The following is a 25,478-nucleotide window of genomic DNA, read 5'->3' on the forward strand; positions in this document are numbered from 1 at the left end:
AGGAGCCCCGCTTGGCGGCCGAGGAGCCCATCGAACCTGGTTTTCTGACCATCCATGGCAATCGCCTGGAGGACCTGCGGCAGGTGGCCGTGGAGTGGGTGCAGCGCCACCCGCTTGCGCCGCTTGAGGACGAGGTCTTCCTGGTCCAGAGCAATGGCATGGCGCAGTGGCTGCGCCTGGCCCTGGCGCGACACCCGGAGGCGGAGCAGGGCGGCTGTGGGATCGCTGCGTCGGTCTCCATGCAGTTGCCGGCGCGCTTTCTCTGGTCGGTCTACCGCGCGGTCCTCGGCCCGGAGGGCGCCCCGCGCGAGTCGCCCTTCGGCAAGGATCCGCTCCTCTGGCGGCTGGCCCGCCTGCTCCCCGCACTCGGTGATCAGCCTGGGTTCGAGCCGCTGCGCGGCTTCCTGGCCGACGACCCGGATGGGCGCAAGCGCTACCAGCTCGCGGCGCGCATCGCGGATCTCTTCGATCAGTACCAGGTCTACCGTGCGGACTGGTTGGCGGACTGGTCGCGGGGCGAGGACGTCTGCCGCGATGCGCGGGGAAAGGCGCGCGATCTGGCCGAGACGCAGCGCTGGCAGGCCTCGCTCTGGCGCGCCGTGTGCGCGGAACTGGCCGAGGTGGCGGGTGAGGCGGGCCAGGCCACGGTCCATCAGCTCTACCGCGAGCGCATCGCGAGCCTGGACACCGCGCCGGCCGGTCTGCCGCGGCGGGTGATCGTCTTCGGCATCTCGTCGCTGCCGCGCCAGACCCTGGAGGCGCTGCAGGAGCTCTCGCGTTTCGCCCAGGTGCTGGTCTTCGTCCACAACCCCTGCGCCTTCTACTGGGCGGATATCATCGCCGATAAGGATCTGCTGCGTGCCGGCCCCGGGCGGCGGCCGCGCAAGGCCGGCATGCCCGAGGTGCTGGAGGCCGAGGAGCTGCACAACCACGCCCACCCCCTGCTCGCCGCCTGGGGCAAGCAGGGCCGCGACTACATCGGTCTGCTGGACGCCCATGAAGACCCCCAGGCCCATCCCCACCGAGCCCTGGCCCAGGCGGGCGAGCGCATCGATCTCTTCCGTGGCCCGGAGACCGGATCGCTGCTCGGCCAGCTCCAGGACGATATCCTCCAGCTGCGGCCGTTGGCCGAGACCCGGGAGGTCTGGCCGGCGGTCGGGCGCGAGGATGCGTCGCTGCAGTTCCATCTCGCCCACAGCGCCCAGCGCGAGGTCGAGGTCCTCCATGACCGGCTGCTCGCCGCATTCTCGGAGGATGCGTCGCTGCGCCCGCGCGATGTGATCGTGATGGTGCCGGATATCGACGCCTACGCCCCGCACATCGAGGCCGTCTTCGGCCGTTTCGATGCCGGCGATGCGCGCCATATCCCCTATACGGTGGCCGACCAGGGCGAGCGCGGGCTGGATCCGCTGCTCATCGCCGTGGAGCAGCTTCTGAGCCTGCCCGAGTCGCGCTGCGGGCTGAGTGACCTGCTCGATCTGCTCGAGGCGCCGGCGTTGCGCCGGCGCTTTGGGATCACCGAGGCGGATCTGGCCACCCTGCACGGCTGGGCGGAAGAGGCCGGGGTCCGCTGGGGGCTCAACCGCGATCAGCGCGCCGGGCTGCAGTTGCCCCAGGGGTTGGAGCAGAACACCTGGCGCTTTGGCCTGCGCCGTATGCTGCTCGGCTACGCCGTCGGCGCCGGCGAGGCGTGGTCCGGGGTCGAACCGTATGCTCAGGTGGGCGGGCTGGACGCCGCCCTCGTCGGGCGTCTCGAGCGGCTGGTCGGCGCCCTGGAGGCCACCTGGGGCGAGCTGCGCGCGGAGGCCACCCCACAGCAGTGGGGCGAGCGGCTGCAGCGGCTGCTGGAGACCTACTTCGAGCCCTCCGGCGAGGCGGAGTCGTTGACCCTGGAGCGGCTGCGCGATGCTCTGGAGAAGTGGCAGCGGGACTGCGAGAGCGGGGCGTTCGCCGAGCCGCTGCCGCTGAACGTGGTGCGCGAGCATTGGCTGCAGGCGCTGGAGGATACGCGACTGAGCCAGCGCTTCCTGGTCGGGGCGGTGAATTTCTGCACCCTGATGCCCATGCGCGCGATCCCCTTCCGCCACGTCTGCCTGCTGGGGATGAACGATGGCGACTACCCGCGCAGCCCCACGCCCCTGGATTTCGATCTGATGGCCGACGATTACCGGCCTGGGGATCGCTCGCGCCGCGAGGACGATCGCTACCTCTTCCTCGAGGCGCTGCTCTCGGCCCGGGATCGGCTCTACATCAGCTGGATCGGGCGCAGCGTGCGCGATAACGAGCCGCGTCCGCCCTCGGTGCTGGTCGGTCAGCTGCGCGATCACCTGGCCGCCGGCTGGCGCCTGGCCGACGATGAGCACGGCGGCGGTCTGCTGGAGGCGTTGACCGTCGAACACCCGCTGCAGCCGTTCAGCCGCCAGAATTTCCAGACCGACCCCTCGGCGCGCCACTACACCTACGCCCGCGAGTGGTGGGCGGCCCATCAGGGCGATGAGAGCGAGTCCGAACCTCTGGTCACGACGCTGCCCGAGCGGCCGGTGGAGGAGCCGCCGGCGCCGGTCACGCCCGAAACCCTGGGGGCGCTGCTCAAGCAGCCCGTGAAGACCTTCTTCAACCGTCGTCTGGGGGTCCATTTCGACGACGATCCGCTGGCCAGTGAGGACCAGGAGCCCTTCGGCCTCGACGGGCTGACCCGCTGGCAGATGCGCGAGGCGCTCTTTCTGGCCGGGCGAGAGGCGGCCGGCGATCCCGAGGCGCGCCGCGAACGCCTGGCCGCCGAGGCGCAGCGGTTGCAGCGCACCGGCGCGCTGCCGCTGGGCCCGGCCGGCACCGTCTGGGCCGAGACGCTCCAGCTCGAGGCCGATGAGCAGCTGGAGCGCTACCACCGGCATCTGGCCACCTTCGCCCAGGAGCTGGAGCCGCTGCAGCGGCTGACGCACCGCCACGGGGATTGGCAGCTGGAGGGCGGGGTGGATGGGATCCGCAGTGACGGGCAGCGGCGCGTGCGCCTGACCCACCACCTCAGCCGCCTGGCGGTCAACCGCCGGGAGGTGCGCTGGCGCTTTGACCTGCTGGCCGCACCGTGGGTCACCCACCTGATGGCCAACGCGGCCGGCGAGCCCCTGACGACCGTGATCGTCGGACACGACCTCGACGTGGCCCTGGCGCCGCTGGAGCCGGGGCAGGCCGGTGAGCACCTGAGCCAGCTGCTTGCTGGCTGGGCGCAGGCGCAGCGCCGACCGCTGCCGGTGCCCTGCCAGCCAACCTGCGCCTGGCTGACCGCGCAGGACGAGGAGCGCGGTGATCCGGCGGCCGCGGCCGAACGGGTCTACGTCGGCGATAACTACACCTGGGCGGCCGCCGACGCCCACGACCTGCGCGCCTTCCCGCGGGCGGCGGACTGGCTGGAGGATGAGGGCTTCCCGGTCTGGCGCGAGGCGCTCTACGCGCCGCTTTTGCGGGCGGTCCAGGCGTACACGGAGGACGGCGATGGGCACGGCTGACGACGCCCGCGCGCTCGAGCCGCTGCGTTTCCCGCTGCACGGGTCGCGGCTGATCGAGGCCAGCGCCGGGACGGGCAAGACCTACACCATCGCCGCGCTCTACCTGCGCCTGGTCCTCAACCACGGGGGTGAGGCCGCGTTCGGGCGATCGCTGACCCCGCCGCAGATCCTCGTGGTGACCTTCACCGAGGCGGCCACCCGCGAGCTGCGCGAGCGCATACGCAGCCGCCTGGCGGAGGCGGCCGCGGTCTTCCGGGATCCGGAGCAGGCCGCGGAGGTGGATCCGTTTCTCGATGGGCTGCTGCAGGCGTATCCGCAGCACTCGGAACGGGCCCAGGCCGCCCGGGTGCTGGAGCTGGCCGCCGAGTGGATGGACGAAGCGGCCGTGGCCACCATCCACGCCTGGTGCTATCGGATGCTGCGCGAGCACGCCTTCGACAGCGGCAGTCTCTTCACCCAGGACCTGGAGACCGACCCCGGCGATCTGCTCGCCGAATCGGTCCGCGATTACTGGCGGACCTTCGTCTATCCCCTCGATCCGGCGGCCTTCCAGCTCTTCCGGCATGCGGTGGGGGCGGCGGCCCCGGAGGCCCTGCAGGGGGCGCTGTCGCGTCTGATCGGCGCCGATGAGGAGCTCATCGACGACGCGGACGGCCGCCTGCTCGAGCCCCGCGGCCTGGCCGAGCGCCTGGGCGCCTGGCACGAGGCGCTGGAGGCGATCAAGGCGCCCTGGCGCGAGGAGCGCGAGGCGGTGGAGGCCGAGTTCCTCGATCTGCACCGCCGGGTGCTCAACGGCAACAAGTACAGGAACCCACAGCGGTTGCTTGAGCGCATGGCGGCCTGGGCGGACGATCCGGCCCAACCGGTGCCTTTGAATGATCAGGGCAAGCCCGACCCGGGCCTGCTCGAGCGCATGAGCGCCGCCGGGCTGGCGGACCCGTCGCGACACAAGAAGGGCCAGAGCCTGCCGGCCTCGCTCCATCGCGCCTTCCAGGCGCTGGACCGCCACGCGGAGCTGGATGCACCCGGGGTGGCGATCCTGCGCGCCGCCGCCTGCTGGATCACCCGGCGTTTCCAGGCCGAGCAGCGCCGCCGGGCGCAGCTCGGTTTCCAGGATCTGCTCACCCGGCTGCGCGATGCCCTGCGCGGCCCCGGCGGCGCCCATCTGGCGCAGACCATCCGCAGCCAGTTCCCGGTGGCGCTCATCGACGAGTTCCAGGACACCGACCCGGTCCAGTACGAGCTCTTCGAGACCGTCTACCGGATCACGGACAACGACCCGGAGCTGGGGCTGTTCCTCATCGGGGATCCCAAGCAGGCGATCTACGGCTTCCGCGGGGCGGACATCCACAGCTACCTGCGCGCCCGCGCGGCCACCGCGGGGCGGCACTACACGCTGCCGCGCAACTTCCGCTCCAGCGAGGCGCTGGTCGGCGCGGTCAACCAGCTCTTCGCCCGGGCCGAGGCGAGCTGGCCCGCGGGCGCCTTCGCCTTCCGGGGCGGCCCCGGGGGCGGGTTGCCCTTCCAGCCGGTGCAGGCCCGGGGGCGCGCCGAGTGCTTCGAGGAGGCGGGAACGGAGCACCCGGCGCTGAACCTCTGGTGCCACGACCCCGGCGTGTCGGTGGCGAAAAACGCCTACCTGCCGGTCTACGCCGAGGCGGCTGCCGCGCGCATGGTGGCGTTGCTCAACGGCGGTGCGGCGCGGCCGGCCGTCACCGGGTTCCGCCACCCGGATGGTCGCCTGGAGCCGGTGCGCCCGCGGGATATGGCGGTGCTGGTGCGTGATCGCCACGAGGCGCGCGCCATCCAGGAGGCGTTGGCCGCCCGCGATGTGCGCAGTGTCTACCTTTCTGATAATGACTCGGTGCTGGCCACCGCCGAGGCTGACGACCTGGTGCGCTGGCTGCGCGCCTGTGCCGAGCCGACGGATGAGGGCCTGGTGCGGGCGGCCCTGGCCACGCCCACCCTGGGGCTGGCGCTGAGCGAGCTCGACCGGCTGGTCACCGATGAGCTGGCCTGGGAGCGGCGCATCGAGCAGTTCGGCGGGTATCGCCGACTCTGGCGCAGCCGCGGGGTGCTGGCGATGCTCCACCGCCTCCTGCACGACTTCGGCGTGCCGCAGCGGCTGTTGGCCACCGGTGGCGGCGAGCGCTCGCTGACCAATCTGCTCCACCTCGCCGAGCTGTTGCAGCAGTGGGCGCGCGAGCACGACGGTGAGCAGGCGCTGATCCGCCACCTGGTGGAGCTGCGCCAGCAGGCCCGCAACGGCGTCGAGGATCAGATCCTGCGCCTGGAAAGCGACGAGGACCTGGTCAAGGTGGTGACCATCCACAAGTCCAAGGGGCTGCAGTATCCGTTGGTCTTTCTGCCCTTCGCCTGCACCTTCCGCGCGGTCAGCGCGGGGGACGCGCCCCGCCGGGTGCCGGATCGGGACGGGCGGCTGCGCTGGCGTTTCGAGCTCGATGCGGAGGACGTCGAGGTGGCCGAGGCCGAGCGCCTGGCCGAGGACCTGCGGCTATTCTACGTTGCCCTGACCCGCGCCCAGCACGCCTGCTGGGTCGGCATGGCGCCGATCACCGTGGGCAACAACAAGCGCAGCCTGCTCGAGCGCAGCGCGGCGGGGTATCTTCTCGCCGGACCGGATGGGGTGGAACCCGGGGGCCTTGAGACGGTGCTGGAACGGGCCGCGGCCGTCGATCCGGGGATCACCGTCAGCGAGCCGCTGCTCGATGAGCCGAGTCGTTTCGTCGGGGATCCGGCGCTGCCGCCGCTCGGCGAGCCGTGTCGGCCCCGGCGGCGGGCCGCGGATGCCTGGTGGATCGCCAGCTACAGCGCCCTGGTCCGCCACGATACCGGCGGGAGTGCCCACTCGGCTCCGGCGAGCGCGGCCGAGGACGTGCTGCGCGAGGAGTCGGGGCAGGCCCCGGCCCAGGAGGCCGGGGGGGCGGCCGGCTCGTGGCACGGCTTCCCGCGCGGTCCGGATGCCGGCACCTTCCTGCACAACCTTCTGGAGTGGGCGGCGACACAGTTGGGCCTGGCCGTGGCCGGGTCGCAGCCCGAGGGGCTGGATGCCGAGGTGGAGCGGCGCTGCCGCTTTCGCGGCTGGGAGGATCACACGGCCACGGTGCAGGGCTGGCTGCGCGCGCTGCTCGGCGCCGAACTCTCCTTGCCCGGTGCGCAGACGCCCCTGGCGCTGGGACGGTTGCAGACCTATCAGGCGGAGCTGGAGTTCCTGATCGAGACCCAGCCGCTGCGCGCCGAGCGGCTTGATGAAAGGGTGTGCCAGCATCTGCTGCCGGGCCGGGCTCGCCCACCGGTGGCCCCGGCGCGGCTCAACGGCATGCTCAAGGGCTTCATCGACCTGGTCTGCTGCCATGAGGGGCGCTACTACGTGGCCGACTACAAGTCCAACTGGCTTGGCGGTGGCGATGGACACTACGCCCCGGAGCACCTGGAGGCCGAGGTGCTGGAGCGCCGCTACGACCTGCAGCTGGTGATCTACACCCTGGCGCTGCACCGGCTCCTGCGTGCCCGGCTGCCGGATTACGACTACGACCGCCACGTCGGTGGCGGCTTCTATCTCTTTCTGCGCGGCGTACAGGCGCCGGGGCAGGGCGTGTTCCACGCCCGTCCGCCGCGGGCCCTGATCGAGGAGCTCGATGGGTGGCTGCGCGACGGGCCGGATGGGCAGCAGGAGCAGGCGTCGTGAGCGAGCGCTTCGATCAGCAGGCGATCCTCCAGTGGCTGCGCGAGGCCGAGGCGCTGGGCTGGCTGCGCTCGCTGGACGGGGCCCTGGCGGAGTTCCTGCGTGAGCAGGTGCCCGATGCGCCGCCGTTGCTGCTGCTGGCCGCGGCGCTGACCAGTCATCAGGCCGGCCGTGGCCATGTCTGCCTGGATCTCGATCAACTCTGGGAGCGGGCCGAGCCGGTCCTGAGCCTGCCGCCGGAGACCGCCGAAACCCCCGAGCCGGTGAGGCCTCCCGGGGAGCTCCTGGCCGCCGCCGGCGGTCGGGATGCCTTTGAGCGGCAGCTGGCGTGCCCGGAGTTGGTGGGCAGCGGCCCCGGGTCCACACCGCTGGTGCGCGACGGACCGAGGCTCTACCTGCGCCGCTACTGGGCCTGCGAGCGCACCATCGCCCAGGCGATGCGCCAGCGCGTCGATGCAGCGGCGCAGTGGCGCGCGCAGCTCGACCCGGCCGCGGTCCGGCGCTGGCTGGATGGGTTGTTCGGCGCGCCGGCGGACGGTGGCCCGGATTGGCAGCGCGTTGCCTGTGCCGTGGCCGCCGGGGGCGGTTTCAGTGTGATCACCGGCGGACCGGGGACCGGCAAGACCACGACGGTGTTGCGCCTGCTGGCGTTGCTGCAGGGGCTCCACGGCGGGGCCCTGCGCATCCGTCTGACGGCGCCCACCGGCAAGGCGGCGGCGCGGCTGAACGCGAGCATCGCCGGGGCGGTGGACCGGCTGGGCCTGGAGGCGTTGGACGGCGGCGCCGAGCTGCGCGCGCGGATCCCCACCGAGGTGGTGACCGTCCACCGGCTGCTGGGCGCAGGCGGCGGGCGGCGTTTCCGCCACCACGCCGGGGAGCCCCTGGCCGCCGATGTGGTGGTCGTGGATGAGGCGTCGATGATCGATGTGGAGCTGATGGCGGCGCTGCTGGAGGCCCTGCCGGATGGGGCCCGGCTGGTGCTGCTCGGCGACAAGGATCAGTTGGCCTCGGTGGAGGCCGGCGCCATCCTCGGCGAGCTCTGCGCCCGGGCGGATCAGGGCGGTTATCGGCCCGAGACCGCCGAGTGGCTGGAGGCGGTCAGCGGTCAGTGGATCCCGCCGGCGCTGATCGATCGTGACGGCGGGGGGATCGACCAACACGTCGTCATGCTGCGGCACAGTCACCGCTTCGGTGCCGACAGCGGGATCGGGCGCCTGGCTCGGGCGGTGAATGCCGGTGACCAGGCGGCGGTCGAGGCCTGGGGCTATGGGCACGAGGGCGACCTGGCGCGGGTGAAGCTCGCCGACGGCGAGCAAGACCCGGCGCTGATCGACTGGGCGGTGGACGGCGGGCAGACCGGGGTCGGGCATGCGGCCTATCTGCAGGAGATCCAGGCGCTGCGACCGGGCCGGGATGCGTCCGCCGCGGCCTACGCCGGCTGGGCCTCGCAGGTGCTGGAGACGCACGGGGCGTTCCAGTTGCTGGCGGCGCTGCGGCGCGGACCGTACGGGGTCGAGGCCCTGAATGAGCGCCTGGCCGCGGCGCTGCGCCAGCGCGGTCTGATCCACGGGGAGGGGGCCTGGTACGAGGGGCGGCCGGTGATCGTCACCCGCAACGACTATGGCCTGGGGCTGATCAACGGGGATATCGGCATCGCCCTTCGGGTCCCGCGTTCGCTGGTGCAGGGGCCGCAGGCGCAGGGCGCCGAGGAGGACCGACAGGCGGTGCTGCGGGTGGCCTTCCGCGCCGCCGATGGCAGTGGACGCATCCGCTGGATCCCGCCCCATCGGCTGGAGTCGGTGGAGACGGCGTTCGCCCTGACGGTGCACAAGGCCCAGGGCTCGGAGTTTCGCCACGCGGCGCTGTTGCTGCCGGATCGGCCCAGCCCGGTGCTCACCCGGGAGCTCCTCTACACCGGCATCACCCGGGCCAGTCAGTGGTTCACGTTGCTGGAGTCGCAACCGGGCGTCCTGAAGACGGCGGTGCGCCAGCGTACGGTGCGTGGCGGCGGCCTGCGGGCCATGCTCGAGGACTTCGGCTAGGCCCTCGACAGTGAGGGCGCACAAAAAAAGCCGCCCCGGAGGGCGGCGAACGTCATCGTCATGTGGAGTCGGAAACGCTGGTGGCGGCTGGGGGCGGCCGCCGGTGTTGCGGAGGACCGTTGGCGATACGTCGAACGTTACGGTTCCTACGTTAAGCATCGCGTATCGATACGTACAGTCTTTCTTTTGAACCTCTGTGATAGCATAAAACTATTGGGGCGCCGCGGTCCGGCTCACAGCTCCTGGCTGATCGCCATGGCGCAGTGGCGGGGCCCGCACATCGAGCAGAAGGCCGCCTCTTTGTGGGAGGCCTTCGGCAGCGTCTCGTCGTGATAGGCACGGGCCCGCTCCGGGTCTAGAGAGAGGTTGAACTGATCCTCCCAGCGGAACTCGTAGCGGGCGCGGGAGAGCGCATCGTCCCGATCGCGTGCCCCCGGGTGGCCGCGCGCCACATCCGCCGCGTGGGCGGCCGCCTTGTAGGTGACGATGCCGGTGCGCACGTCATCGGCGTTGGGCAGCCCCAGGTGCTCCTTCGGGGTGACGTAGCAGAGCATCGCCGTGCCGTGCCAGCCGATCTGTGCCGCGCCAATGGCCGAGGTGATGTGGTCGTACCCCGGCGCGATGTCGGTGACGATGGGGCCGAGGGTGTAGAAGGGTGCCTCCAGGCAGGCCTCGCTCTGCAGGCGCATGTTCTCCTCGATCTGGTTCATCGGGATGTGCCCCGGTCCCTCGATGATGACCTGCACGCCGTGGGCCCAAGCGCGTTCAGTGAGCGCACCCAGGGTCCGCAGCTCGGCCAGCTGTGCCTCGTCCGAGGCATCGGCCACGGAGCCCGGCCGCAGGCCGTCACCGAGGGAGATGGTGATGTCGTAGCGGGCCAGGATTTCGCAGATCTCGTCGAAGCGCTCGTAGAGGAAGCTCTCGGCCTGGTGGTGGCTGCACCACTTGGCCATGACCGATCCGCCGCGGGAGACGATCCCGGTCAGACGGCCGCGGGCCAGGTCGACGTGGTTGTAGCGTACGCCCGCATGGATGGTGAAGTAGTCCACCCCTTGTTCGGCCTGTTCGATGAGGGTGTCGCGGAACACCTCCCAAGTGAGGTCTTCCGGGCGTCCGGCCTTCTCCAGCGCTTGGTAGATCGGCACGGTGCCGATCGGCACCGGCGAGTTGCGCAGCAGCCAGGCGCGGGTCTCGTGGATAGCCTCGCCGGTGGACAGGTCCATGACGGTGTCGGCGCCCCAGCGCACGGCGTGGATGAGCTTCTCGAGCTCTTCCGGGATGCCGGAACTCAGCGGCGAGTTGCCGATGTTGGCGTTGACCTTGACCTTGAAATGGCGGCCGATGGCCATCGGCTCCGCCTCGGGGTGGCGATGATTGGCCGGGATCACGGCCCGGCCGCGGGCGATCTCGTCGCGCACGAACTCCGCCGACAGGCCCTCGCGCAGGGCGACGTACTCCATCTCCGGGGTGATGACGCCGGCACGCGCGTGGTCGAGCTGGGTGGGGGTCCTGGTGCCGCGCTCGGCGATCCAGGGAGCGCGGACGGGGTGGATGCCCCGGGCGGGGTCGAGCTTGGCCTCGGCATCCGTGTAGGGGCCGCCGGTGTCGTAGACGCGCAGGGGCGGGTTCTCGCGCGGCCCGTCGCTGGTCTGGGTCGGGCTCTGGACGATCTCGCGCATGGCCACCCGGAGATCCTCCCGGCTTCCCTGCAGGTAGACCCGGTGCGAAGCCGGGAACGGGCCGGCGGCTGCACAGGCACGCTCGCGGACGGCTTGGCTGAGCGGACAGTTGCTGGTGTCGCGGGTCTGATCCGGGGTCGGCGGACGGGTGGTTGCGGAATCCATCTCGTTCAAGGCTCCATCTCCCTTGTCATTGGCCGTTTGGAGACGGAGCGGGGCGGGTGTAGAGCGTGCGGGCTCAGCCCGAGGCTGGCGCGCACCACCCGGAAGCTCCCTACGCCGGTACGAACCGGATCAGGTTCCAAGGGACTCTCTCAGCCCCCCGGCCGGCTGGCCGGGGGGCACCCCCGCTTCCGTCTTGAGCCGCATTAGAGCATTTGCGGATCAGGTGTGCAAAGATGCCCCCTAGGGCCTGCAGGAAGCGGAGGTTGCCATGGGAGCGGAGCGCCAGGACCCTCGGGTGTGGCTTGAGCGTTGGTTCCAGGCGGCTTTGGCGGCGGTGGATCCGGCCCGTTGTCTGCCCCCCATGCTCCCGGAGCCCGGGGCGGGCAGGACGGTGGTTGTGGGCGCTGGCAAGGCGGCTGCCTCGATGGCAGCAGCCGTCGAAACGAACTGGACTGGCCCGCTGAGCGGCACCGTGATCGTGCCGTACGGACACGCCATGGCTGCCGGCAGCATTGTGGTGCGCGAGGCCGGCCATCCGGTGCCGGACGAGGCGGGTGTTGAAGCGACGCAGGAGCTGCTCGGCCAGCTCGACGGCCTGGGGTCGGACGACTTGGTCCTGGTGCTGCTCTCCGGGGGTGGGTCGGCGCTGCTGCCCGCCCCTGCACCGCCGCTGACCCTGGCTGGGAAGCAGGCGACCACCCGGGCCCTGCTGCGCAGCGGTGCACCGATCGATGCCATCAACACCGTCCGCCGTCACCTGTCGGCAGTGAAGGGCGGGCGCCTGGCTGCGCGCGCCCACCCGGCACGGGTCGTCACTCTGCTCATCTCCGACGTGCCGGGAGACGAGCCGGCGACCATCGCCTCCGGCCCCACCAGCCCGGATACTTCGACACCGGAGGATGCGCGCCGAATCCTGGATCGTTATCAAGTGCCCTGCGACCCCTCGGTCACCGCAGCGCTGGAGCAGGCGCAGCCACCCCCGCGGCCCGATGATGCGCGTCTGCGGCGCGTGTCATGCCATGTGGTCGCCGGGGCTCAGGCAGCCCTGCAGGCCGCGGCGCAGGCGGCCCGGGCGGATGGTGTGACCCCGCTGGTACTGGGCGACACCATCGAGGGCGAGGCCCGCGAGGTGGCGCGCGTACTGATTGGCATGGGTCGCTCCTGCCGGCGTTGGGGCGCGCCGGTGCCGCCGCCCTGTGTGCTGCTCTCCGGTGGCGAGACCTCGGTGACCGTGCGCGGTTCGGGCCGGGGGGGTCGCAACACCGAGCTGGCCCTGGCGGCGGCCCTGGCTGCCGACGGGATCCCGGGCTTCCACCTGCTCTGCGCCGATACCGACGGCATCGACGGCAGTGAAGACAACGCCGGCGCGCTGGTCGATCCGGCCACCTTGGAACGCGCCTGTGCCCAAGGGCTGGACGCCTGGGCGCACCTGGCGGAGAACGACAGCTACGGCTTCTTTGAGGCCGTCGGGGGGCTGCTGCACACCGGGCCGACGCTGACCAACGTCAACGACTTCCGCGCGCTCCTGGTCCCGTAGGCAAATCCCGCGGGCCGTTTAAGGTGTCCCGGTTCCCGGGAGGGGACCTACACTGAACGGGAAGGACCGTGGTCAACCGTGGAGGTAGTCGAGATGAGTCTGACCGAGAAGACGTGCGTGCCGTGCCAGGGCGGCGTGGCGCCCATGGACCGGGAGCAGGCGGAGGGCATGCTGGCGCAGGTCCCCGAGTGGTCCCTGGATGCCGATGCCCGGATGATCTACCGGCGTTTCAAGTTCCGCAACTTCATTGATGCTCTGGCCTTCGTCAATCGGGTCACGGAAGTGGCCGAGGCGGAGGATCACCACCCGGACATCCTCCTCGGCTACGGCTACGCCGAGGTGCAGATCCAGACGCACAAGATCGAGGGGTTGCACGAGAACGACTTCATCCTCGCCGCCAAGGTCGATGCCCTGGGCGCCTAGTCCGGATCGTCGCCCCAGTGCCCGGAGCGTCCGCCTCGCTTGTGCACGAGACGGACGCCGCCAATTTCCATGCCGCGGTCGAGCCCCTTGCACATGTCGTAGACGGTCAGCAGGGCTGTCTGCACCGCGGTGAGCGCCTCCATCTCCACCCCGGTGGCGCTGGTGGTTTCAACCCGGGTGCGGCAATGGACCCGGTGGCTTTCCGCCTGCAGGGTCAGCGTAACCTCGGCGTGACTCAACGCCACGGGGTGGCACAGGGGGACGAGTTCTGCCGTGCGCTTGGCGGCCATCAGCCCGGCGATGCGGGCCGTGGCCAAGGCGTCGCCCTTTTTCAGGTTGCCGGCCTCCAGGGCCGAGAAGGCCGATTCCGACAGGGCGATCCAGCCCTCGGCGACGGCCACCCGTCGCGTGGCCGCCTTATCGCCGATATCGACGATGTGCGCCTCGCCGCTACCTGTCAGGTGGGGCAGCGGTGAGGCGGCTTGATCCTTGTGGCCAGACCCGTCGCCCATGGGCGTGCCTCCTCGGCGGGGGCTCCGGTCAATCCTGGACGTAGTAGCTGCGCTGCACGCCCAGGTTGTCGTCTAGCTCGTAGACCAGCGGCCGTCCGGTGGGAATCTCGACCTTCATGATCGCGTCATCAGCCAGCCCGTCGAGGTGCTTGACCAGCGCACGCAGGCTGTTGCCGTGGGCGGCGATGAGCACGCAGTCGTACTGGCGCAGCGCCGGTGCGATCTCGCGCTCCCAGCAGGGGAGCACGCGCTCCAAGGTCAGCTTGAGCGACTCCGTACCCGGCAGCTGGTGCGGATCCAGATCGGCGTAGCGCGGATCGTGGCGCGGGTGGCGTTCGTCGTCCGGCTCCAGGGCCGGGGGCGGGGTGTCGTAGCTGCGCCGCCAGATGTGGACCTGCTCGTCGCCGTACTGCTCGGCCGTTTCCGCTTTGTTCAGGCCGGTGAGGGCACCGTAGTGGCGCTCATTCAGCCGCCAGTCCTTGATCTCGGGGATCCACATGCGGTCGAGTTCGGCGAGGCTCAACCAAAGGGTGCGAATGGCCCGTTTAAGCACCGAGGTGTAGGCGACCTGCGGGGTGATCCCCGCCTCGCGTAGGGCGACGCCTGCCTCCCGGGCTTCGTCGATCCCCTGATCGCTCAGGTCGACGTCGTACCAGCCCGTGAACCGGTTCTCGAGATTCCAGATGCTCTGGCCGTGACGCAGTAGGACGAGTTTCGGCATCAGGTTCACACCCTCCGTGACGGAAAGGGCCGATAGTGTAATGCCTCGGGCCGTCCTCGGCGAGGGGGGGCGCCGTTGTGACGGCGCACGCTACGGGTTGTATGGTAACGCCATTCACGTGGTTCAAGTGGAGGATGAAGTGGCGCAAGAAATCGAGCGCAAGTTTCTGCTCAGCGGCGATGATTGGCGTGAGCATGCCGATACCGGACAGCGCATGCGCCAGGGGTATTTGGTGGGGGCGCAGCGCGCCTCGATCCGTGTGCGCGTCGCCGGAGAGCAGGCGTGGCTGAACATCAAGAGCGCCACCCTGGGAGTGGAACGCCGTGAGTACGAGTATCCGATCCCGCTGCGGGATGCCGAGGAGATGCTCGCGGAGCTCTGCGAGCGGCCGCAGATCGAGAAGGTGCGCTACGAGGTGCCGTGGGCGGGGCATACTTGGGAGGTTGATGTCTTCGAGGGCGACAACGCGGGACTGGTGGTTGCCGAAATCGAGCTCGGCGATGCCGATGAGGACTTCGAGTGCCCCCCTTGGGTCGGCGAGGAGGTCTCCGATGACCCGCGCTACTACAACGTCTGCCTCATCCAGAACCCCTACTCGCAATGGGCCGCGCGGTGAGCCGTGCCCTGCCGCAACGCTGGCTGGGTGTTGATCTGCCGGCGCAGCGGTTGACCCTCCACGAGCGGGAGGCCGCGCTGCGCGTGTTCCCGGTGGCCACGGCTGCCCGCGGTCCCGGGGAGCGCCATGGCGGTGGCGGGACCCCGCGCGGCTGGCACTCCGTGCGGGCCCGCATCGGCGCCGATCAGCCCTGCCGGGCGGTGTTCGTGGCCCGGCGCCCGACCGGCGAGGTGTGGACACCGGCCCTGCACCGAGAGCACCCGCAGCGTGACTGGATCCTGAGTCGTATCCTGTGGCTATCCGGCCTGGAGCGCGGGGTGAATCGCCTCGGTGCGGTGGATACCATGAAGCGGTTCATCTACATCCACGGGTGCCCGGACAGCGAGCCTGTCGGTGTGCCGTGCTCCCACGGATGCATCCGCATGCGCAACGCGGACGTGATCGAGCTGTTCGACGCGGTGGATGCGGGCACCCCGGTCTGGATCGGTTCGCGCTGGCCGAGCCGGCCGATGCCGACCCGGGGCGGCTGATTCGGGGCGACAGGGAGGGGCACGCCATGCTGGGCCCGTTGATGATCGGTATCGAGGGGGTGGAACTCCCCGCGCAGTCGCGGGAACTCCTGCGCCACCCGGCCGTCGGTGGCGTCGTCCTCTTTGCCCGCAACTTTCAGAATGTGCAGCAACTGCATGATCTCACGCGGGACATCCACGCCGTGCGCGAGCCGCCGCTGTTGATCGCGGTGGATCAGGAGGGTGGGCGCGTGCAGCGATTCCGCGAGGGGTTCACGCCGCTTCCCCCCGCTTCTTGGCTGGGTCGCCTGAACGATCTCGACCCGCATCAGGCTCGGCTGACCGCACAGAGGACCGCGTGGGTCATGGCTGCGGAGCTCCGCGCCTGCGGAGTGGATCTGAGCTTCGCCCCGGTGCTGGATCTCGATGGCGGGATCAGCCGCGTCATTGGCGCGCGCGCCCTGCACGGGGATCCGGCCACGGTGGCGCGGTTGGGGCATGCCTGGATGCGCGGTATGCGCCAGGCGGGTATGGCGGCGGTAGGCAAGCACTTCCCGGGGCACGGCTCGGTTGAGGCTGACAGTCACGTTGCGCTGCCGTGCGATGGGCGGCCATTGGCAGAGATCGCGCGCCGGGATCTGGTACCCTTTCAGCGCCTGGCCGCCGCCGGGCTGCCGGGGATCATGGCGGCGCACGTGGTCTACCCCGAGGTGGACGACCGGCCCGCCGGGTTCTCCCGGCGCTGGATCGGTGACATCCTGCGTCGTCGCGTGGGCTTCCTCGGGGCCGTTTTCAGTGACGACCTCGGTATGCGCGGGGCGGAGACGGCCGGCACCATGCTGGAACGGGTGGATGCGTGCCTCGGGGCCGGCTGCGATGCAGCGCTGGTCTGCGATCCGCCGCAGGCCGAGGCGCTGCTCGGCGAGGTCGCGGCAGACCGCTGGCTGGAACCTGCATCCGGACTGCGTATGGTGCGTATGCATGGTCGGCCGGCCCCGGCATGGTCCGAACTCCAGGAGGATGCCGCCTATCAGGCAGCGGTCCGCGAGCTGACTGAGGGGATCCCGGGCTTCGAGGCGCCGGGGTGAGTCCATCGAAACCGACAACGGTAAAAGACAACGGTACCAGGAGGGCTGCGATGCCTTGGGACGATGCCCCGGATCTGCGCGGGGCCGAACTGATCCATGACCGGCGGGCCATCGAGCGGGCCCTGGATCGCATGGCCGCGGAGATCACCGAGGATCTCGGCGGGCGCAACCCGCTGATCCTGGGCGTCATGATCGGCGGGATGATCCCGGCAGGGCGGCTGCTGCCGCGCCTGGAGTTCCCGCTCGAGGTCGACTATGTCCACGCCACCCGGTACCGCAACGAACTCAGCGGCGAGGATCTGGTGTGGCATGCGCTACCCACGACGCCGATGGAGGGGCGAGACCTGCTGATCGTCGATGACATCCTGGATGAGGGCCATACGCTGGCCGGGATCATCGAGGCCTTCCGCAACGGCGGGGCGCGCTCGGTGCGAACCGCCGTGTTGGTCGATAAGCGCCACGATCGCAAGTTCGAGGGGCTGTGCGCCGACTACGTCGGGCTCGAAGTGGAGGACCGCTACGTCTTCGGCGCCGGGATGGACTGCCGGGGGCTGGGGCGCAACGCCGATGGCATCTACGCCATCGATGCCCGCACCGAGCAGGCCGCAAGGTCGCAACAGGAACCGGATACGGAGGAGCGTTGATGAGTGTTGGCATTATCGGCGGGACCGGGCTGACCTCCCTCGAGGGGCTGGAAATCACCCGTCGCGAGGTGGTCCGGACTCCGTTCGGCGAGCCATCGGCGCCATTGATCCACGGCACATTCCGTGGCCACGATGTCACCTTCTTGGCGCGCCACGGCCACAGCCACAATATCCCGCCGCACCAGGTCAACTATCGCGCCAACATCTGGGCCCTGCGTCACGTCGGCGTCGACCGGGTGATCGCCGTCGCGGCGGTCGGTGGCCTGGGGGAGGAGTACGCGCCGCGCCGGGTCGCGATCCCGGATCAGATCATCGACTACACGCACTCGCGTATCGCCACCTTTTACCACCAGGATCTGGATCACGTTACCCACATCGATTTCACCTATCCCTACGACGGCACTGTGCGGGAGTGGCTGCTCGGCGCCGCGCGCGAGGCCGGCGTCGATGCGATCGATGGCGGCACCTACGGCGCCACCCAGGGGCCGCGCCTGGAGACGGCTGCGGAGATCCGCCGCATGCGCCGGGACGGCTGCGATCTGGTGGGGATGACCGGCATGCCGGAGGCGGCGTTGGCGCGCGAGGCCGAGTTGCGCTACGCCCACTGCGCCGTGGTGGCCAATTGGGCCGCCGGCATGGGCGACGGGGCGGAGCTGTCCATGGACGAGATCCGCGATCACCTCCTCCACGGCATGGAGGCGGTGCGCAGGATCATCGCGGCGCTAAGCTAGACGACCGGCCCAGACGGAAGCCGGCGACGCGCAACGCGTCGCCGGTCGGCCCCCGAACGGGGCGCCTTCGGTCAGCCGTCGGGCGGTTGGTCGGCTGGGTGGATGATGATGAGCACGCCCAGAGCTGGATGGTCCAGGTAATGGAGCTCGCCGCTGCGCATGCGGCGGTTTTCTTGCATACGGTGGAGCGGGGCCCGAATCTGCTCGGCCTCATCGATCTCCCGCCCGACCGCTCGCCAGTGCAGACGCAGATCGACTGCGGCGTGGAGGAAGCGCTCCCGATAGATGCGGATCAGCCCGAAGGCCGGGGGCTGATACTGTGGGTCGCGGAGTTCCTGGTTCCGGGCCTCGGCCTCGGTGGGCGGCGTCCAGTGGTAGGGCACAGGGACCGCTACGGCCCGGTCCCGCCCGACGCCCGGCTGCAGCCAGGCGAGGTGGTACAGCGGCTGGTAGGCGTCGGATCGGGTCAGGGCTCCCCAGTGGGCGGTTAACCGCCGCCGCTCGGCGGGCAGGCAGTGTAGGCGGGTCTTTTGGGCGTCCAGATCGTCGGTCTCGATTTCGGCCGAGGCCGGGTCGTCCTCGATGCCGAGTTCCCGCCGGCTCGCCTGGTCGCTTCCACATCCGGCCGGAATCTGCCAGAGCGGGTAATGGGGGAGGTCGGCGCGGGTTGGCCAGCGCTCGGCGTGGCGCCCGCCCTGTTCCCACTGCCGGAAGACGATGACCTCCACCTCGTACCATTCATCCGCCTCGGCCGCCTGTGCCGACACGGACACGCCCGCGCCGCCGGTGAGCAGAAGCGTCGCGCTCAGTACCACGCCCGCAAGCCCGCGCCGCGGTCTCCGCGTGCCGAGAGTCACCCCTCTCATCCTGCCACCTCCTCGCTGGCGTGAAGCCTCTCCAGAAGTCGCTCGATCACTTCGAAGCGGGTCTGCTCATCGCTGAGATCGGCACGGACGTGGAGACGCTGCTGCCCGTCCAGGCGGTACTTGTCGGGCTCCTGCTGAACCATCTGAACCAGGCGAGCCGGATCGATTTGGGGCTGTGGGCCGAACTGGATGGTCCCGCCGGAGGGGCCGGCCTCGATCTTGCGAATGCCCAGCGCCTCGGCCCGAAGCTTGAGGGCGGCCGTCCGGAAGAGGTTGCGTGCTGCATCGGGCAGCAGGCCGAAGCGGTCGATCATCTCCACCTGGAGCTCTTCGAGGTCGGCGTCGCTGCGGGCGCTGCTGATCCGCTTGTACTGCACCAGGCGGGTGTGGACATCCGGCAGGTAGTCGGCCGGGAGCAGGGCGGAAAGGCGCAGGTCCACCTCCACACCGCTCTCCAGCTCGGCCTCCGGTGCCGGATCGCGTCCGGCCTTGAGATCCTTGACCGCCCGCTCGAGGAGCTGACTGTACAGCGTGAACCCGACCTCCTGGATCTGTCCGCTCTGCTCATCGCCGAGCAGCTCACCGGCGCCGCGGATCTCCAAGTCGTGGGAGGCAAGCGCGAAACCGACGCCGAGGTCCTCGAGCTGAGAGATAGCCTCCAGACGCTTGAGCGCGTCGGCGGTCATCGCGCTCGGCGGCGGCGCGAGCAGATAGGCGTAGGCCCGGTGGTGGGAGCGCCCGACGCGGCCGCGAAGCTGGTGCAACTGGGCGAGCCCAAAACGATCGGCCCGATGGATAATGATCGTATTGGCGGTGGGGATATCGATCCCCGATTCGATGATCGTGGTACACACCAGGATATCGAAGCGTTGGTGGTAGAAGTCGAGCATCACCTGCTCGAGTTCCCGCTCGCGCATCTGGCCGTGGGCAACACCGATCCGCGCTTCAGGCATCAGCTCACGCAGATGGTTGGCGGTGCGATCGATCGTCTTGACGTCGTTGTAGAGGAAATAGGCCTGCCCGCCCCGCTGGAGTTCCCGCTGGCAGGCCTCGCGGATGAGGCCGTCGTTCCATTCGTGGACAAAGGTCTTCACCGCCAGGCGTCGCTCCGGCGGCGTGGCGATGATCGACAGGTCCCGGATACCCGCCAGGGACATGTTTAGGGTGCGCGGGATGGGCGTGGCGGTCAGGGTCAGGACATCGACCTCGGCGCGGAGGCGCTTGAGCCGTTCCTTCTGCCGGACGCCGAAGCGCTGCTCCTCGTCGATGATCACCAGCCCCAGGTTCTTGAACTGGATCTCGCTGCCGAGCAGCTTGTGGGTGCCGATGACGATGTCGGCTTGTCCGTTGGCGATCCGATCCAGGGCCTGCTCGTTGCCCTTCTTGCCCGTGAAGCGCGACAGCGACTCGATGCGCACGGGCCAGTCGGCGAAGCGGTCGGCGAAGTTCTGGTAGTGCTGCTGCGCCAGCAGGGTCGTCGGCACCAGCATGGCCACCTGGCGCCCGGCCTGCACACCGGCGAAGGCGGCCCGCATGGCCACCTCGGTCTTGCCGAAGCCGACATCGCCGCAGACCACCCGGTCCATGGGCTGATCCGAGCGCAGATCCTGAAGGACCGCCTGGATGGCCGCTTGTTGGTCCGGTGTCTCTTCGAAGGGGAAGGCGGCGGCGAAGGCCTCATAGGCCTCGTCGTCGAACAGACAGGCATCGCCGGCCCGGGCCTGACGCCGCGCGTAGAGGTCGAGCAACTCGGCGGCCACGTCGCGGGCGCGCTTGGCCGCCCGGCGCCGCGCCTTATCCCACTGATCGCTGCCCAGGCGGTGCTGCGGGGCCTCATCGGCGTCGGCCCCGGTGTAGCGCGAGATCCGATCCAGCGCGGAAACCGGGACGTAGAGCTTGTCGCCGCCCGCGTACTCGAGGGTGAGGAATTCGGTGGTAACGTCCCCGACGGTGAGGCTCTGCAGGCCGACATAGCGGCCGACCCCGTGGTCCTCGTGGACCACCGGGGCGCCCTCGTGCAGGTCGGAGAGGTCGCGGATCACCGCCGCCGGGTCGGTGGAGGCACTGGAGCGCCGGCGCCGGCTTTGCCGGGCGCGCTCGCCGTAGAGCGCGCTCTCCGGAATGATAGCCATCCCGTCAATGCGCGCGCCGCTCTCCAGCGGGGCGACGGTGATCGCCGCCGTCGCGTCGCCGTCGAGGAATTCGCGCCAGCCACGCACCGGCTCAGCCTCGATGCCGGCTCGGGTCAGCCGTTCCTGCAGCCCCTGGCGGCGTCCGGCGCTCTCGGCAGTGAACAGGACCCGTCCGTTGTGTCCGGCGTGGAAGTGCTCGAGCCGTTCCAGTGGTCTTTCCGCCTGGGGCCGGGCGGCCAGCTCGGGCAGGGCGCTGACTTCGGCCTCGGCGCCGCGCCCGGGTTCGGTGTGCAGCGCCACCTGGGGGCAGCGGTTGAGGCCGGCGCGTAGCTCGTCCCCGTCGAGGAAGACTCGACGGGGCGGCAGTGGGGGACGGTCCATATCGCCAGTGCGCTGCTCGTAACGGTCCTGAACCTGCCGCCAGAAGCTGTCCGCCGCTTCGTCGACCCCCTCCAGACGCACAGACAGGGTCCCTTCCGGCAGGTAGTCGAACAGCGTGGCCGTCTCCTCGAAGAAGAGCGGCAGGTAGTACTCGATCCCCCCGGGGATGCGGCCCTCGCTGACGGCGCGATAGAGGAAGCTGCGCCCCGGATCGCCCTCGAACTCGGCCCGGAATGCCTGTCTGAAGCGGGTGACCCCGTCCTCGTCGGTGGGGAACTCCCGGCCCGGCAGTAGCTCGATGGCGTCGACCTTCTCGGTGGTGCGCTGGGTCTCGGGATCGAAGCGGCGCAGGCTCTCGACCTCGTCGTCGAACAGGTCGATGCGATAGGGCGTTTCGCCTCCCATCGGGAAGAGATCGAGTAGGGCGCCCCGGACCGCGAATTCACCGTGTTCGCCGACCTCGGGGACGCATCGGTAGCCGGCGGCCTCCAGACGTCGGCGCATGGATTCGATCTCCAGCTGGTCGCCGGGACGCAGCATCAGCGATCGACCCTCGAGCCAGCCGCGCGGCGGCAGGCGATGCATGAGGGTTGCCACCGGAACCACCAGAACGCCGCGGTCCATCCCCGGCAGGCGGTAGAGCCCGAGCAGACGCTCCGAGATGATGTCCTGATGCGGGGAGAAGACGTCGTAGGGCAGGGTTTCCCAGTCCGGAAAGCCGAGCACGGACGCGTCGTCTCCCAGGAAAAAACCGAGCGCCTCTTGCAGGGCGGCGGCCTGCTGCGGCGTTCCAGTAACTGCGATGACTGGTCCGTCATGCTGCCGGGCGGCTTCCGCGATGGCTAGCGGCTGGGCCGCGCCGAGCAGCCCGGACCAGTCCCGCCGCTCGGCGGGGCGTCGGGGTAGGGGCAGATCGCCGAGCAACACGCCGCTAACCGCTCCGGCTCCAGCCGAACAGCCAGGTCTCGGGGTCGGGGATCGGCTCCCGCGCATTGAGCTGACGCATGCCGTAGATACAGCGTACGAGCAGCCAGATAGTCAGGAACACGCCGAGCAGGAAACCGAGGCCGTAAAGGGGCATGGTGATGATGGCCACTGCGAAGATCAGCAGACCGATCCAGAAGGTGTTGATCTGGAATTGGTAGTGGCTCTGGACCCAAGGCGCTGCGTCACGGCGCTGCATATAGGCGATGATCACCCCGATGACCGCCGTCAGGCCGATGAACAGACTACCCAGGTGAAGGATGTAGACCGCCCACGGGGCGACGCCGGGGGGCGTGTCGGCGGGCGGCTGCTGGCCGTTTTCCGTCTCTTGCATCGGTTCGCCTCACACTAGCGGATACCAGAGGCTGAGCATATTACCAGCCCGGCGCGGCGCCGTCCTACGCGTCTCCCGGGGTGTCGAGGTAGCGCCGGGCGAGGCCTTGGTAGGCTTCAATGCGCCGGTCGCGCAGGAACGGCCACATGCGCCGGACCTCCTCGGTGCGGTGGAGGTCGAGGCGGACAACGAGGACGGTCTCTTCCTCGCCGCCGCGGGCAAGGATCTCGCCCTGTGGGCCGCATACGAAGCTGCGGCCCCAGAAACGGGCGGCCGGCTCGGTGCCCACCCGGTTGCACGCTGCCACCGGTAGGCCGTTGGCGATGGCGTGACCGCGCTGGATGGTCTCCCAGGCCTCGAGTTGCCGCGCCTGCTCATCGGCGGGCTCCTCCGGGGCGAAGCCGATGGCGGTGGGGTAGAGCAGGATTTCGGCCCCGGCGAGGGCCATGAGCCGGGCAGCCTCCGGGAACCACTGATCCCAGCACACCAGCACGCCCAGCCGCCCGGCGGAGGTGTCCACGGGGGTGAAGCCGCCATCGCCGGGGGTGAAGTAGAACTTCTCGTAATAGCCCGGGTCATCCGGAATGTGCATCTTACGATAGGTGCCGGCCAGCGTGCCGTCGCGCTCGAGCACCACCGCGGTGTTGTGGTAGAGCCCGGCCGCCCGGCGTTCGAAGAGCGAGCCGATGACCACCACGCCGTGTTCAGCAGCCGCCCGGCCCAGCCGCTCGGTCCCCGGGCCCGGGATGGGCTCAGCTGCGTCGAAATGGGCCGGGTGCTCCTCGTAACACGGGTAGTGCCCGCAATGTAGCTCCTGAAGCAGGACCACATCGGCCCCCGCCTCGGCGGCGCGGGCAATCCCCGCCTCCGAGCGTTCCAGGTTCTCTTGCCGGTCCGCACTGCACGGATGCTGGACCAGACCGAGCGTGGTTTGGCGGCTCATGCCTCGTGAACCCTCCCTGCGCCCGCAGTTGGCGCGGCCAGACCATCGACGATGACGCCCTCCGGCAGCTGCATCGTGGCGCAGTGAATGCTGCCGCCCTGGCGAATGAGGTCCCGCGCCGGCACCCGGACGATATCGCGATCCGGGCAGGCCTGGGCGAGCCGCGCGCAGGCCACTGCATCCGCAGGGTCGTCGTAGACCGGCACCAGCACGGCGCCATTGATGAAGACGAAATTGGCGTAGGTCGCGGGGAGGCGGTTGCCATTTTCGTCATGGATCGGGGCCGGGAGGGGCAGCTCGATCAGCCGGTAGGGCTCGCCGTGGAGGGTGCGTGCGGCGCTCAGCTCGGCGCGCAGCGCCTCCAGCGGTGCATGATGCGGGTCATCGCGGTCCTCGCAGACCGCGTGGGCGATGGTGTGGCGGTCGACAAAGCGGGCCAGCATGTCGACATGGCCGTCGGTGTCGTCGCCGCAGAGCCAGCCCGACTCCAGCCAGAGTACACGGCGGACGCCGAGGCGGGCGCGGAGCTGGGCCTCCACTTCCTCGCGCCCGGAATCCTTGTTTCTATTGGGGTTGAGCAGGCAGCGCGAGGTGGTCAGCAGGGTGCCGGCGCCGTCGCTGTCGATGCTGCCGCCTTCGAGGATCCACTCGATGCGCCGGTAGGACTCCCCCCCGACGACGCCCTCCTCGGTGAGTCTCCGCGTCAGGCGGTCGTCCTCGGCGGCGGCATAGCGCCCGCCCCACCCGTTGAAGCGGAAATCGAGCAGCTGCGCCCGGCCGCCCGCGCGCAGGACGGTGATCGGGCCGTGGTCCCGTGCCCAGACATCGTCGGAAGGCGCTTCGCTAAAGATCAGGCGCTGCGCCGGAACCCCCGCGGAGCGCAGGCGGTTGCGCACGCGGCCACTGGTTCGGCTGTCGGGACAGACGACAAGTACGGGCTGGTACTGCGCCGCAGCCGCAGCCAGGCGCTCGAGATTAGCCTCGGCGGCGGCGAGGTGTTCGCCCCAGTCGCCGCCGGAGTGGGGCCAGGTGAACATCAGCGCTGCCTGGCGCTCCCATTCGGCGGGGAGGCGCGGATGTTGGCAATCGGGGTGAACGGGCGCGGACATGGCGTTGGTCGGATCCCGAAAAGGCGACACGGACTATACCCGATCACCGAGTCATGTAAAGGGTATGAGCGATGTGCCGCGGACGCGTAGACTGAGCGCGGATCAAGCCCGGGGGAGCCGTGTCGTGGAATTCGAGCAGGGGTTGACGGAGGCGCGACTGGTCCGCCGTTACAGGCGTTTTCTTGCCGATGTGGAGGACGCTGGCGGCCGACAGTGGACCGTGCACTGCCCGAATACCGGCTCGATGCTCGGTTGCACCGAGCCTGGCTCGCGGGTGTGGCTCAGCCACTCCGCGCGCCCCGGTCGGAAGTATGCGCACACCTGGGAACTGGTCGAGCTGCCGGGGTCGATCGTAGTGGGGGTCCACACTGGGCGCGCCAACGCGCTGGTCGGCGAGGCGCTGGATGCCGGATTGCTGCCCGGGTTGTCGGCTTACGCCACGCGTCGCCGCGAGGTCCGGGTGCCGGACGCCCCCATGCGTGCCGACTGGCTTCTGGAGGACCATCCGGGCGGGGAACCGCCGTGCTTTGTTGAGGTCAAGAACGTGACAGCGGCGGTGGAGCACGGTCGGGCGCTGTTCCCGGATGCGGTCACCGAGCGCGGGCGGCGGCATCTGGAGGTCCTTGCCGACTGGGTCCGCGGTGGTGGCCGTGCCGCCTTGATCTTCTGCGTGCAGCGCAGCGATGCGCTGGAGGTGCGTCCGGCCGAGTCGATCGACCCGCGCTATGTCGAGGCGCTGCGCGAGGCCGCAGCGGCGGGCGTCGACCTGCGGGCGATCCGGCTGCATCCGAGCGCCACCGGGATCCGCCCCGACTGTCCCCTGCCGGTCCATCATCAAGAGGAGCCGTAG

Annotated in this window: 19 protein-coding genes and 1 riboswitch; of the genes, 11 read left to right on the plus strand and 8 right to left on the minus strand. The window is 70.1% G+C overall.

The genetic code is table 11. The features are described from left to right. Positions 1-11: 11 nt before the first annotated feature. Genes recC through recD form a run of 3 tightly spaced genes read left to right on the plus strand, consistent with a single transcriptional unit; the run spans position 12 to position 9,254 of the window. Positions 12-3,506: an exodeoxyribonuclease V subunit gamma gene (recC, locus tag LRA98_RS00390; protein ID WP_238632626.1), complete on the plus strand. Its 3,495-nt coding sequence runs from the start codon at positions 12-14 to the stop codon at positions 3,504-3,506. Continuing rightward, positions 3,493-7,215, plus strand: a complete 3,723-nt coding sequence (gene recB, locus LRA98_RS00395) for an exodeoxyribonuclease V subunit beta (protein WP_238632624.1) — start codon at positions 3,493-3,495, stop codon at positions 7,213-7,215. Before recC ends, recB begins: the two co-directional genes overlap by 14 nt. Then, on the plus strand, positions 7,212-9,254 hold the full coding sequence (gene recD, locus LRA98_RS00400) for an exodeoxyribonuclease V subunit alpha (protein ID WP_238632622.1): 2,043 nt from the start codon (positions 7,212-7,214) through the stop codon (positions 9,252-9,254). The genes recB and recD overlap by 4 nt, the downstream gene beginning before the upstream one ends. Before the next feature lie 233 nt (positions 9,255-9,487). Here the strand turns inward: recD and thiC are convergent, their stop codons facing one another. Next, on the minus strand, positions 9,488-11,098 hold the full coding sequence (gene thiC / locus LRA98_RS00405) for a phosphomethylpyrimidine synthase ThiC (RefSeq protein WP_238632620.1): 1,611 nt from the start codon (positions 11,096-11,098) through the stop codon (positions 9,488-9,490). Between the two features lie 89 nt (positions 11,099-11,187). Further along, a riboswitch (TPP riboswitch) is annotated at positions 11,188-11,292 on the minus strand. A gap of 74 nt (positions 11,293-11,366) precedes the next feature. On the opposite strand from thiC, the gene LRA98_RS00410 reads away from it, so the two are divergent. Next, positions 11,367-12,635: a glycerate kinase type-2 family protein gene (locus LRA98_RS00410; RefSeq protein ID WP_238632619.1), complete on the plus strand. Its 1,269-nt coding sequence runs from the start codon at positions 11,367-11,369 to the stop codon at positions 12,633-12,635. A 93-nt stretch (positions 12,636-12,728) separates the two neighbouring features. Then, the gene (locus LRA98_RS00415) at positions 12,729-13,058 is read left to right on the plus strand and encodes a 4a-hydroxytetrahydrobiopterin dehydratase (protein ID WP_201167095.1); all 330 of its coding nucleotides are present in this window, start codon (positions 12,729-12,731) and stop codon (positions 13,056-13,058) included. Here LRA98_RS00415 and moaC read toward each other — a convergent pair. Both moaC and gpmA read right to left on the minus strand, forming a co-directional pair. Beyond that, a complete protein-coding gene (gene moaC, locus LRA98_RS00420; RefSeq protein ID WP_238632618.1) occupies positions 13,055-13,570 on the minus strand; it encodes a cyclic pyranopterin monophosphate synthase MoaC in 516 nt (171 codons plus the stop codon). The genes LRA98_RS00415 and moaC overlap by 4 nt on opposite strands. A 28-nt stretch (positions 13,571-13,598) precedes the next feature. Further along, on the minus strand, positions 13,599-14,291 hold the full coding sequence (gene gpmA / locus LRA98_RS00425; RefSeq protein ID WP_238632617.1) for a 2,3-diphosphoglycerate-dependent phosphoglycerate mutase: 693 nt from the start codon (positions 14,289-14,291) through the stop codon (positions 13,599-13,601). 139 nt (positions 14,292-14,430) lie between these two features. On the opposite strand from gpmA, the gene LRA98_RS00430 reads away from it, so the two are divergent. Genes LRA98_RS00430 through LRA98_RS00450 form a run of 5 tightly spaced genes read left to right on the plus strand, consistent with a single transcriptional unit; the run spans position 14,431 to position 17,879 of the window. Next, positions 14,431-14,907: a CYTH domain-containing protein gene (locus LRA98_RS00430; protein ID WP_201167104.1), complete on the plus strand. Its 477-nt coding sequence runs from the start codon at positions 14,431-14,433 to the stop codon at positions 14,905-14,907. Further along, a complete protein-coding gene (locus tag LRA98_RS00435; protein WP_238632616.1) occupies positions 14,892-15,437 on the plus strand; it encodes a L,D-transpeptidase in 546 nt (181 codons plus the stop codon). Before LRA98_RS00430 ends, LRA98_RS00435 begins: the two co-directional genes overlap by 16 nt. Positions 15,438-15,463: 26 nt before the next feature. Next, a complete protein-coding gene (nagZ, locus tag LRA98_RS00440; protein ID WP_201242494.1) occupies positions 15,464-16,504 on the plus strand; it encodes a beta-N-acetylhexosaminidase in 1,041 nt (346 codons plus the stop codon). A gap of 50 nt (positions 16,505-16,554) precedes the next feature. After that, positions 16,555-17,148, plus strand: a complete 594-nt coding sequence (locus tag LRA98_RS00445) for a hypoxanthine-guanine phosphoribosyltransferase (protein WP_238632615.1) — start codon at positions 16,555-16,557, stop codon at positions 17,146-17,148. After that, complete coding sequence (locus tag LRA98_RS00450; protein WP_201167117.1) at positions 17,148-17,879, plus strand: S-methyl-5'-thioinosine phosphorylase; 732 nt, start codon at positions 17,148-17,150, stop codon at positions 17,877-17,879. The genes LRA98_RS00445 and LRA98_RS00450 overlap by 1 nt, the downstream gene beginning before the upstream one ends. Positions 17,880-17,950: 71 nt before the next feature. Here LRA98_RS00450 and LRA98_RS00455 read toward each other — a convergent pair whose 3' ends face one another. The 5 genes from LRA98_RS00455 to LRA98_RS00475 form a co-directional block, all read right to left on the minus strand. Further along, positions 17,951-18,745, minus strand: coding sequence for a peptidoglycan binding protein CsiV (locus LRA98_RS00455; protein WP_238632614.1), 795 nt, complete (start codon positions 18,743-18,745; stop codon positions 17,951-17,953). Then, positions 18,742-22,185, minus strand: a complete 3,444-nt coding sequence (mfd, locus tag LRA98_RS00460; RefSeq protein ID WP_201242496.1) for a transcription-repair coupling factor — start codon at positions 22,183-22,185, stop codon at positions 18,742-18,744. The genes LRA98_RS00455 and mfd overlap by 4 nt, the downstream gene beginning before the upstream one ends. A gap of 4 nt (positions 22,186-22,189) precedes the next feature. Continuing rightward, the gene (locus LRA98_RS00465) at positions 22,190-22,576 is read right to left on the minus strand and encodes a DUF4870 family protein (RefSeq protein WP_201167132.1); all 387 of its coding nucleotides are present in this window, start codon (positions 22,574-22,576) and stop codon (positions 22,190-22,192) included. Positions 22,577-22,640: 64 nt separating this feature from the next. Further along, the gene (locus LRA98_RS00470) at positions 22,641-23,519 is read right to left on the minus strand and encodes a carbon-nitrogen hydrolase (RefSeq protein WP_201242497.1); all 879 of its coding nucleotides are present in this window, start codon (positions 23,517-23,519) and stop codon (positions 22,641-22,643) included. Next, on the minus strand, positions 23,516-24,628 hold the full coding sequence (locus tag LRA98_RS00475; protein WP_238632613.1) for an agmatine deiminase family protein: 1,113 nt from the start codon (positions 24,626-24,628) through the stop codon (positions 23,516-23,518). Before LRA98_RS00475 ends, LRA98_RS00470 begins: the two co-directional genes overlap by 4 nt. Before the next feature lie 124 nt (positions 24,629-24,752). Between LRA98_RS00475 and sfsA the strand changes: the two genes are divergently transcribed. After that, complete coding sequence (gene sfsA / locus LRA98_RS00480; protein WP_238632612.1) at positions 24,753-25,478, plus strand: DNA/RNA nuclease SfsA; 726 nt, start codon at positions 24,753-24,755, stop codon at positions 25,476-25,478.

Origin of the sequence: Halorhodospira sp. M38 (assembly GCF_022227985.1) — a bacterium.
Lineage (GTDB): Bacteria > Pseudomonadota > Gammaproteobacteria > Nitrococcales > Halorhodospiraceae > Halorhodospira > Halorhodospira halophila_A.

Coding starts and splice junctions, on each gene's coding strand:
- LRA98_RS00455 (WP_238632614.1), bottom strand. CDS start 18,745: ATGAGAGGGGTGACTCTCGGCACGCGGAGACCGCGGCGCGGGCTTGCG.
- gpmA (WP_238632617.1), bottom strand. CDS start 14,291: ATGCCGAAACTCGTCCTACTGCGTCACGGCCAGAGCATCTGGAATCTC.
- moaC (WP_238632618.1), bottom strand. CDS start 13,570: ATGGGCGACGGGTCTGGCCACAAGGATCAAGCCGCCTCACCGCTGCCC.
- LRA98_RS00410 (WP_238632619.1), top strand. CDS start 11,367: ATGGGAGCGGAGCGCCAGGACCCTCGGGTGTGGCTTGAGCGTTGGTTC.
- LRA98_RS00475 (WP_238632613.1), bottom strand. CDS start 24,628: ATGTCCGCGCCCGTTCACCCCGATTGCCAACATCCGCGCCTCCCCGCC.
- LRA98_RS00470 (WP_201242497.1), bottom strand. CDS start 23,519: ATGAGCCGCCAAACCACGCTCGGTCTGGTCCAGCATCCGTGCAGTGCG.
- LRA98_RS00415 (WP_201167095.1), top strand. CDS start 12,729: ATGAGTCTGACCGAGAAGACGTGCGTGCCGTGCCAGGGCGGCGTGGCG.
- thiC (WP_238632620.1), bottom strand. CDS start 11,098: ATGGATTCCGCAACCACCCGTCCGCCGACCCCGGATCAGACCCGCGAC.
- recB (WP_238632624.1), top strand. CDS start 3,493: ATGGGCACGGCTGACGACGCCCGCGCGCTCGAGCCGCTGCGTTTCCCG.
- nagZ (WP_201242494.1), top strand. CDS start 15,464: ATGCTGGGCCCGTTGATGATCGGTATCGAGGGGGTGGAACTCCCCGCG.
- LRA98_RS00465 (WP_201167132.1), bottom strand. CDS start 22,576: ATGCAAGAGACGGAAAACGGCCAGCAGCCGCCCGCCGACACGCCCCCC.
- LRA98_RS00435 (WP_238632616.1), top strand. CDS start 14,892: ATGGGCCGCGCGGTGAGCCGTGCCCTGCCGCAACGCTGGCTGGGTGTT.
- LRA98_RS00445 (WP_238632615.1), top strand. CDS start 16,555: ATGCCTTGGGACGATGCCCCGGATCTGCGCGGGGCCGAACTGATCCAT.
- LRA98_RS00450 (WP_201167117.1), top strand. CDS start 17,148: ATGAGTGTTGGCATTATCGGCGGGACCGGGCTGACCTCCCTCGAGGGG.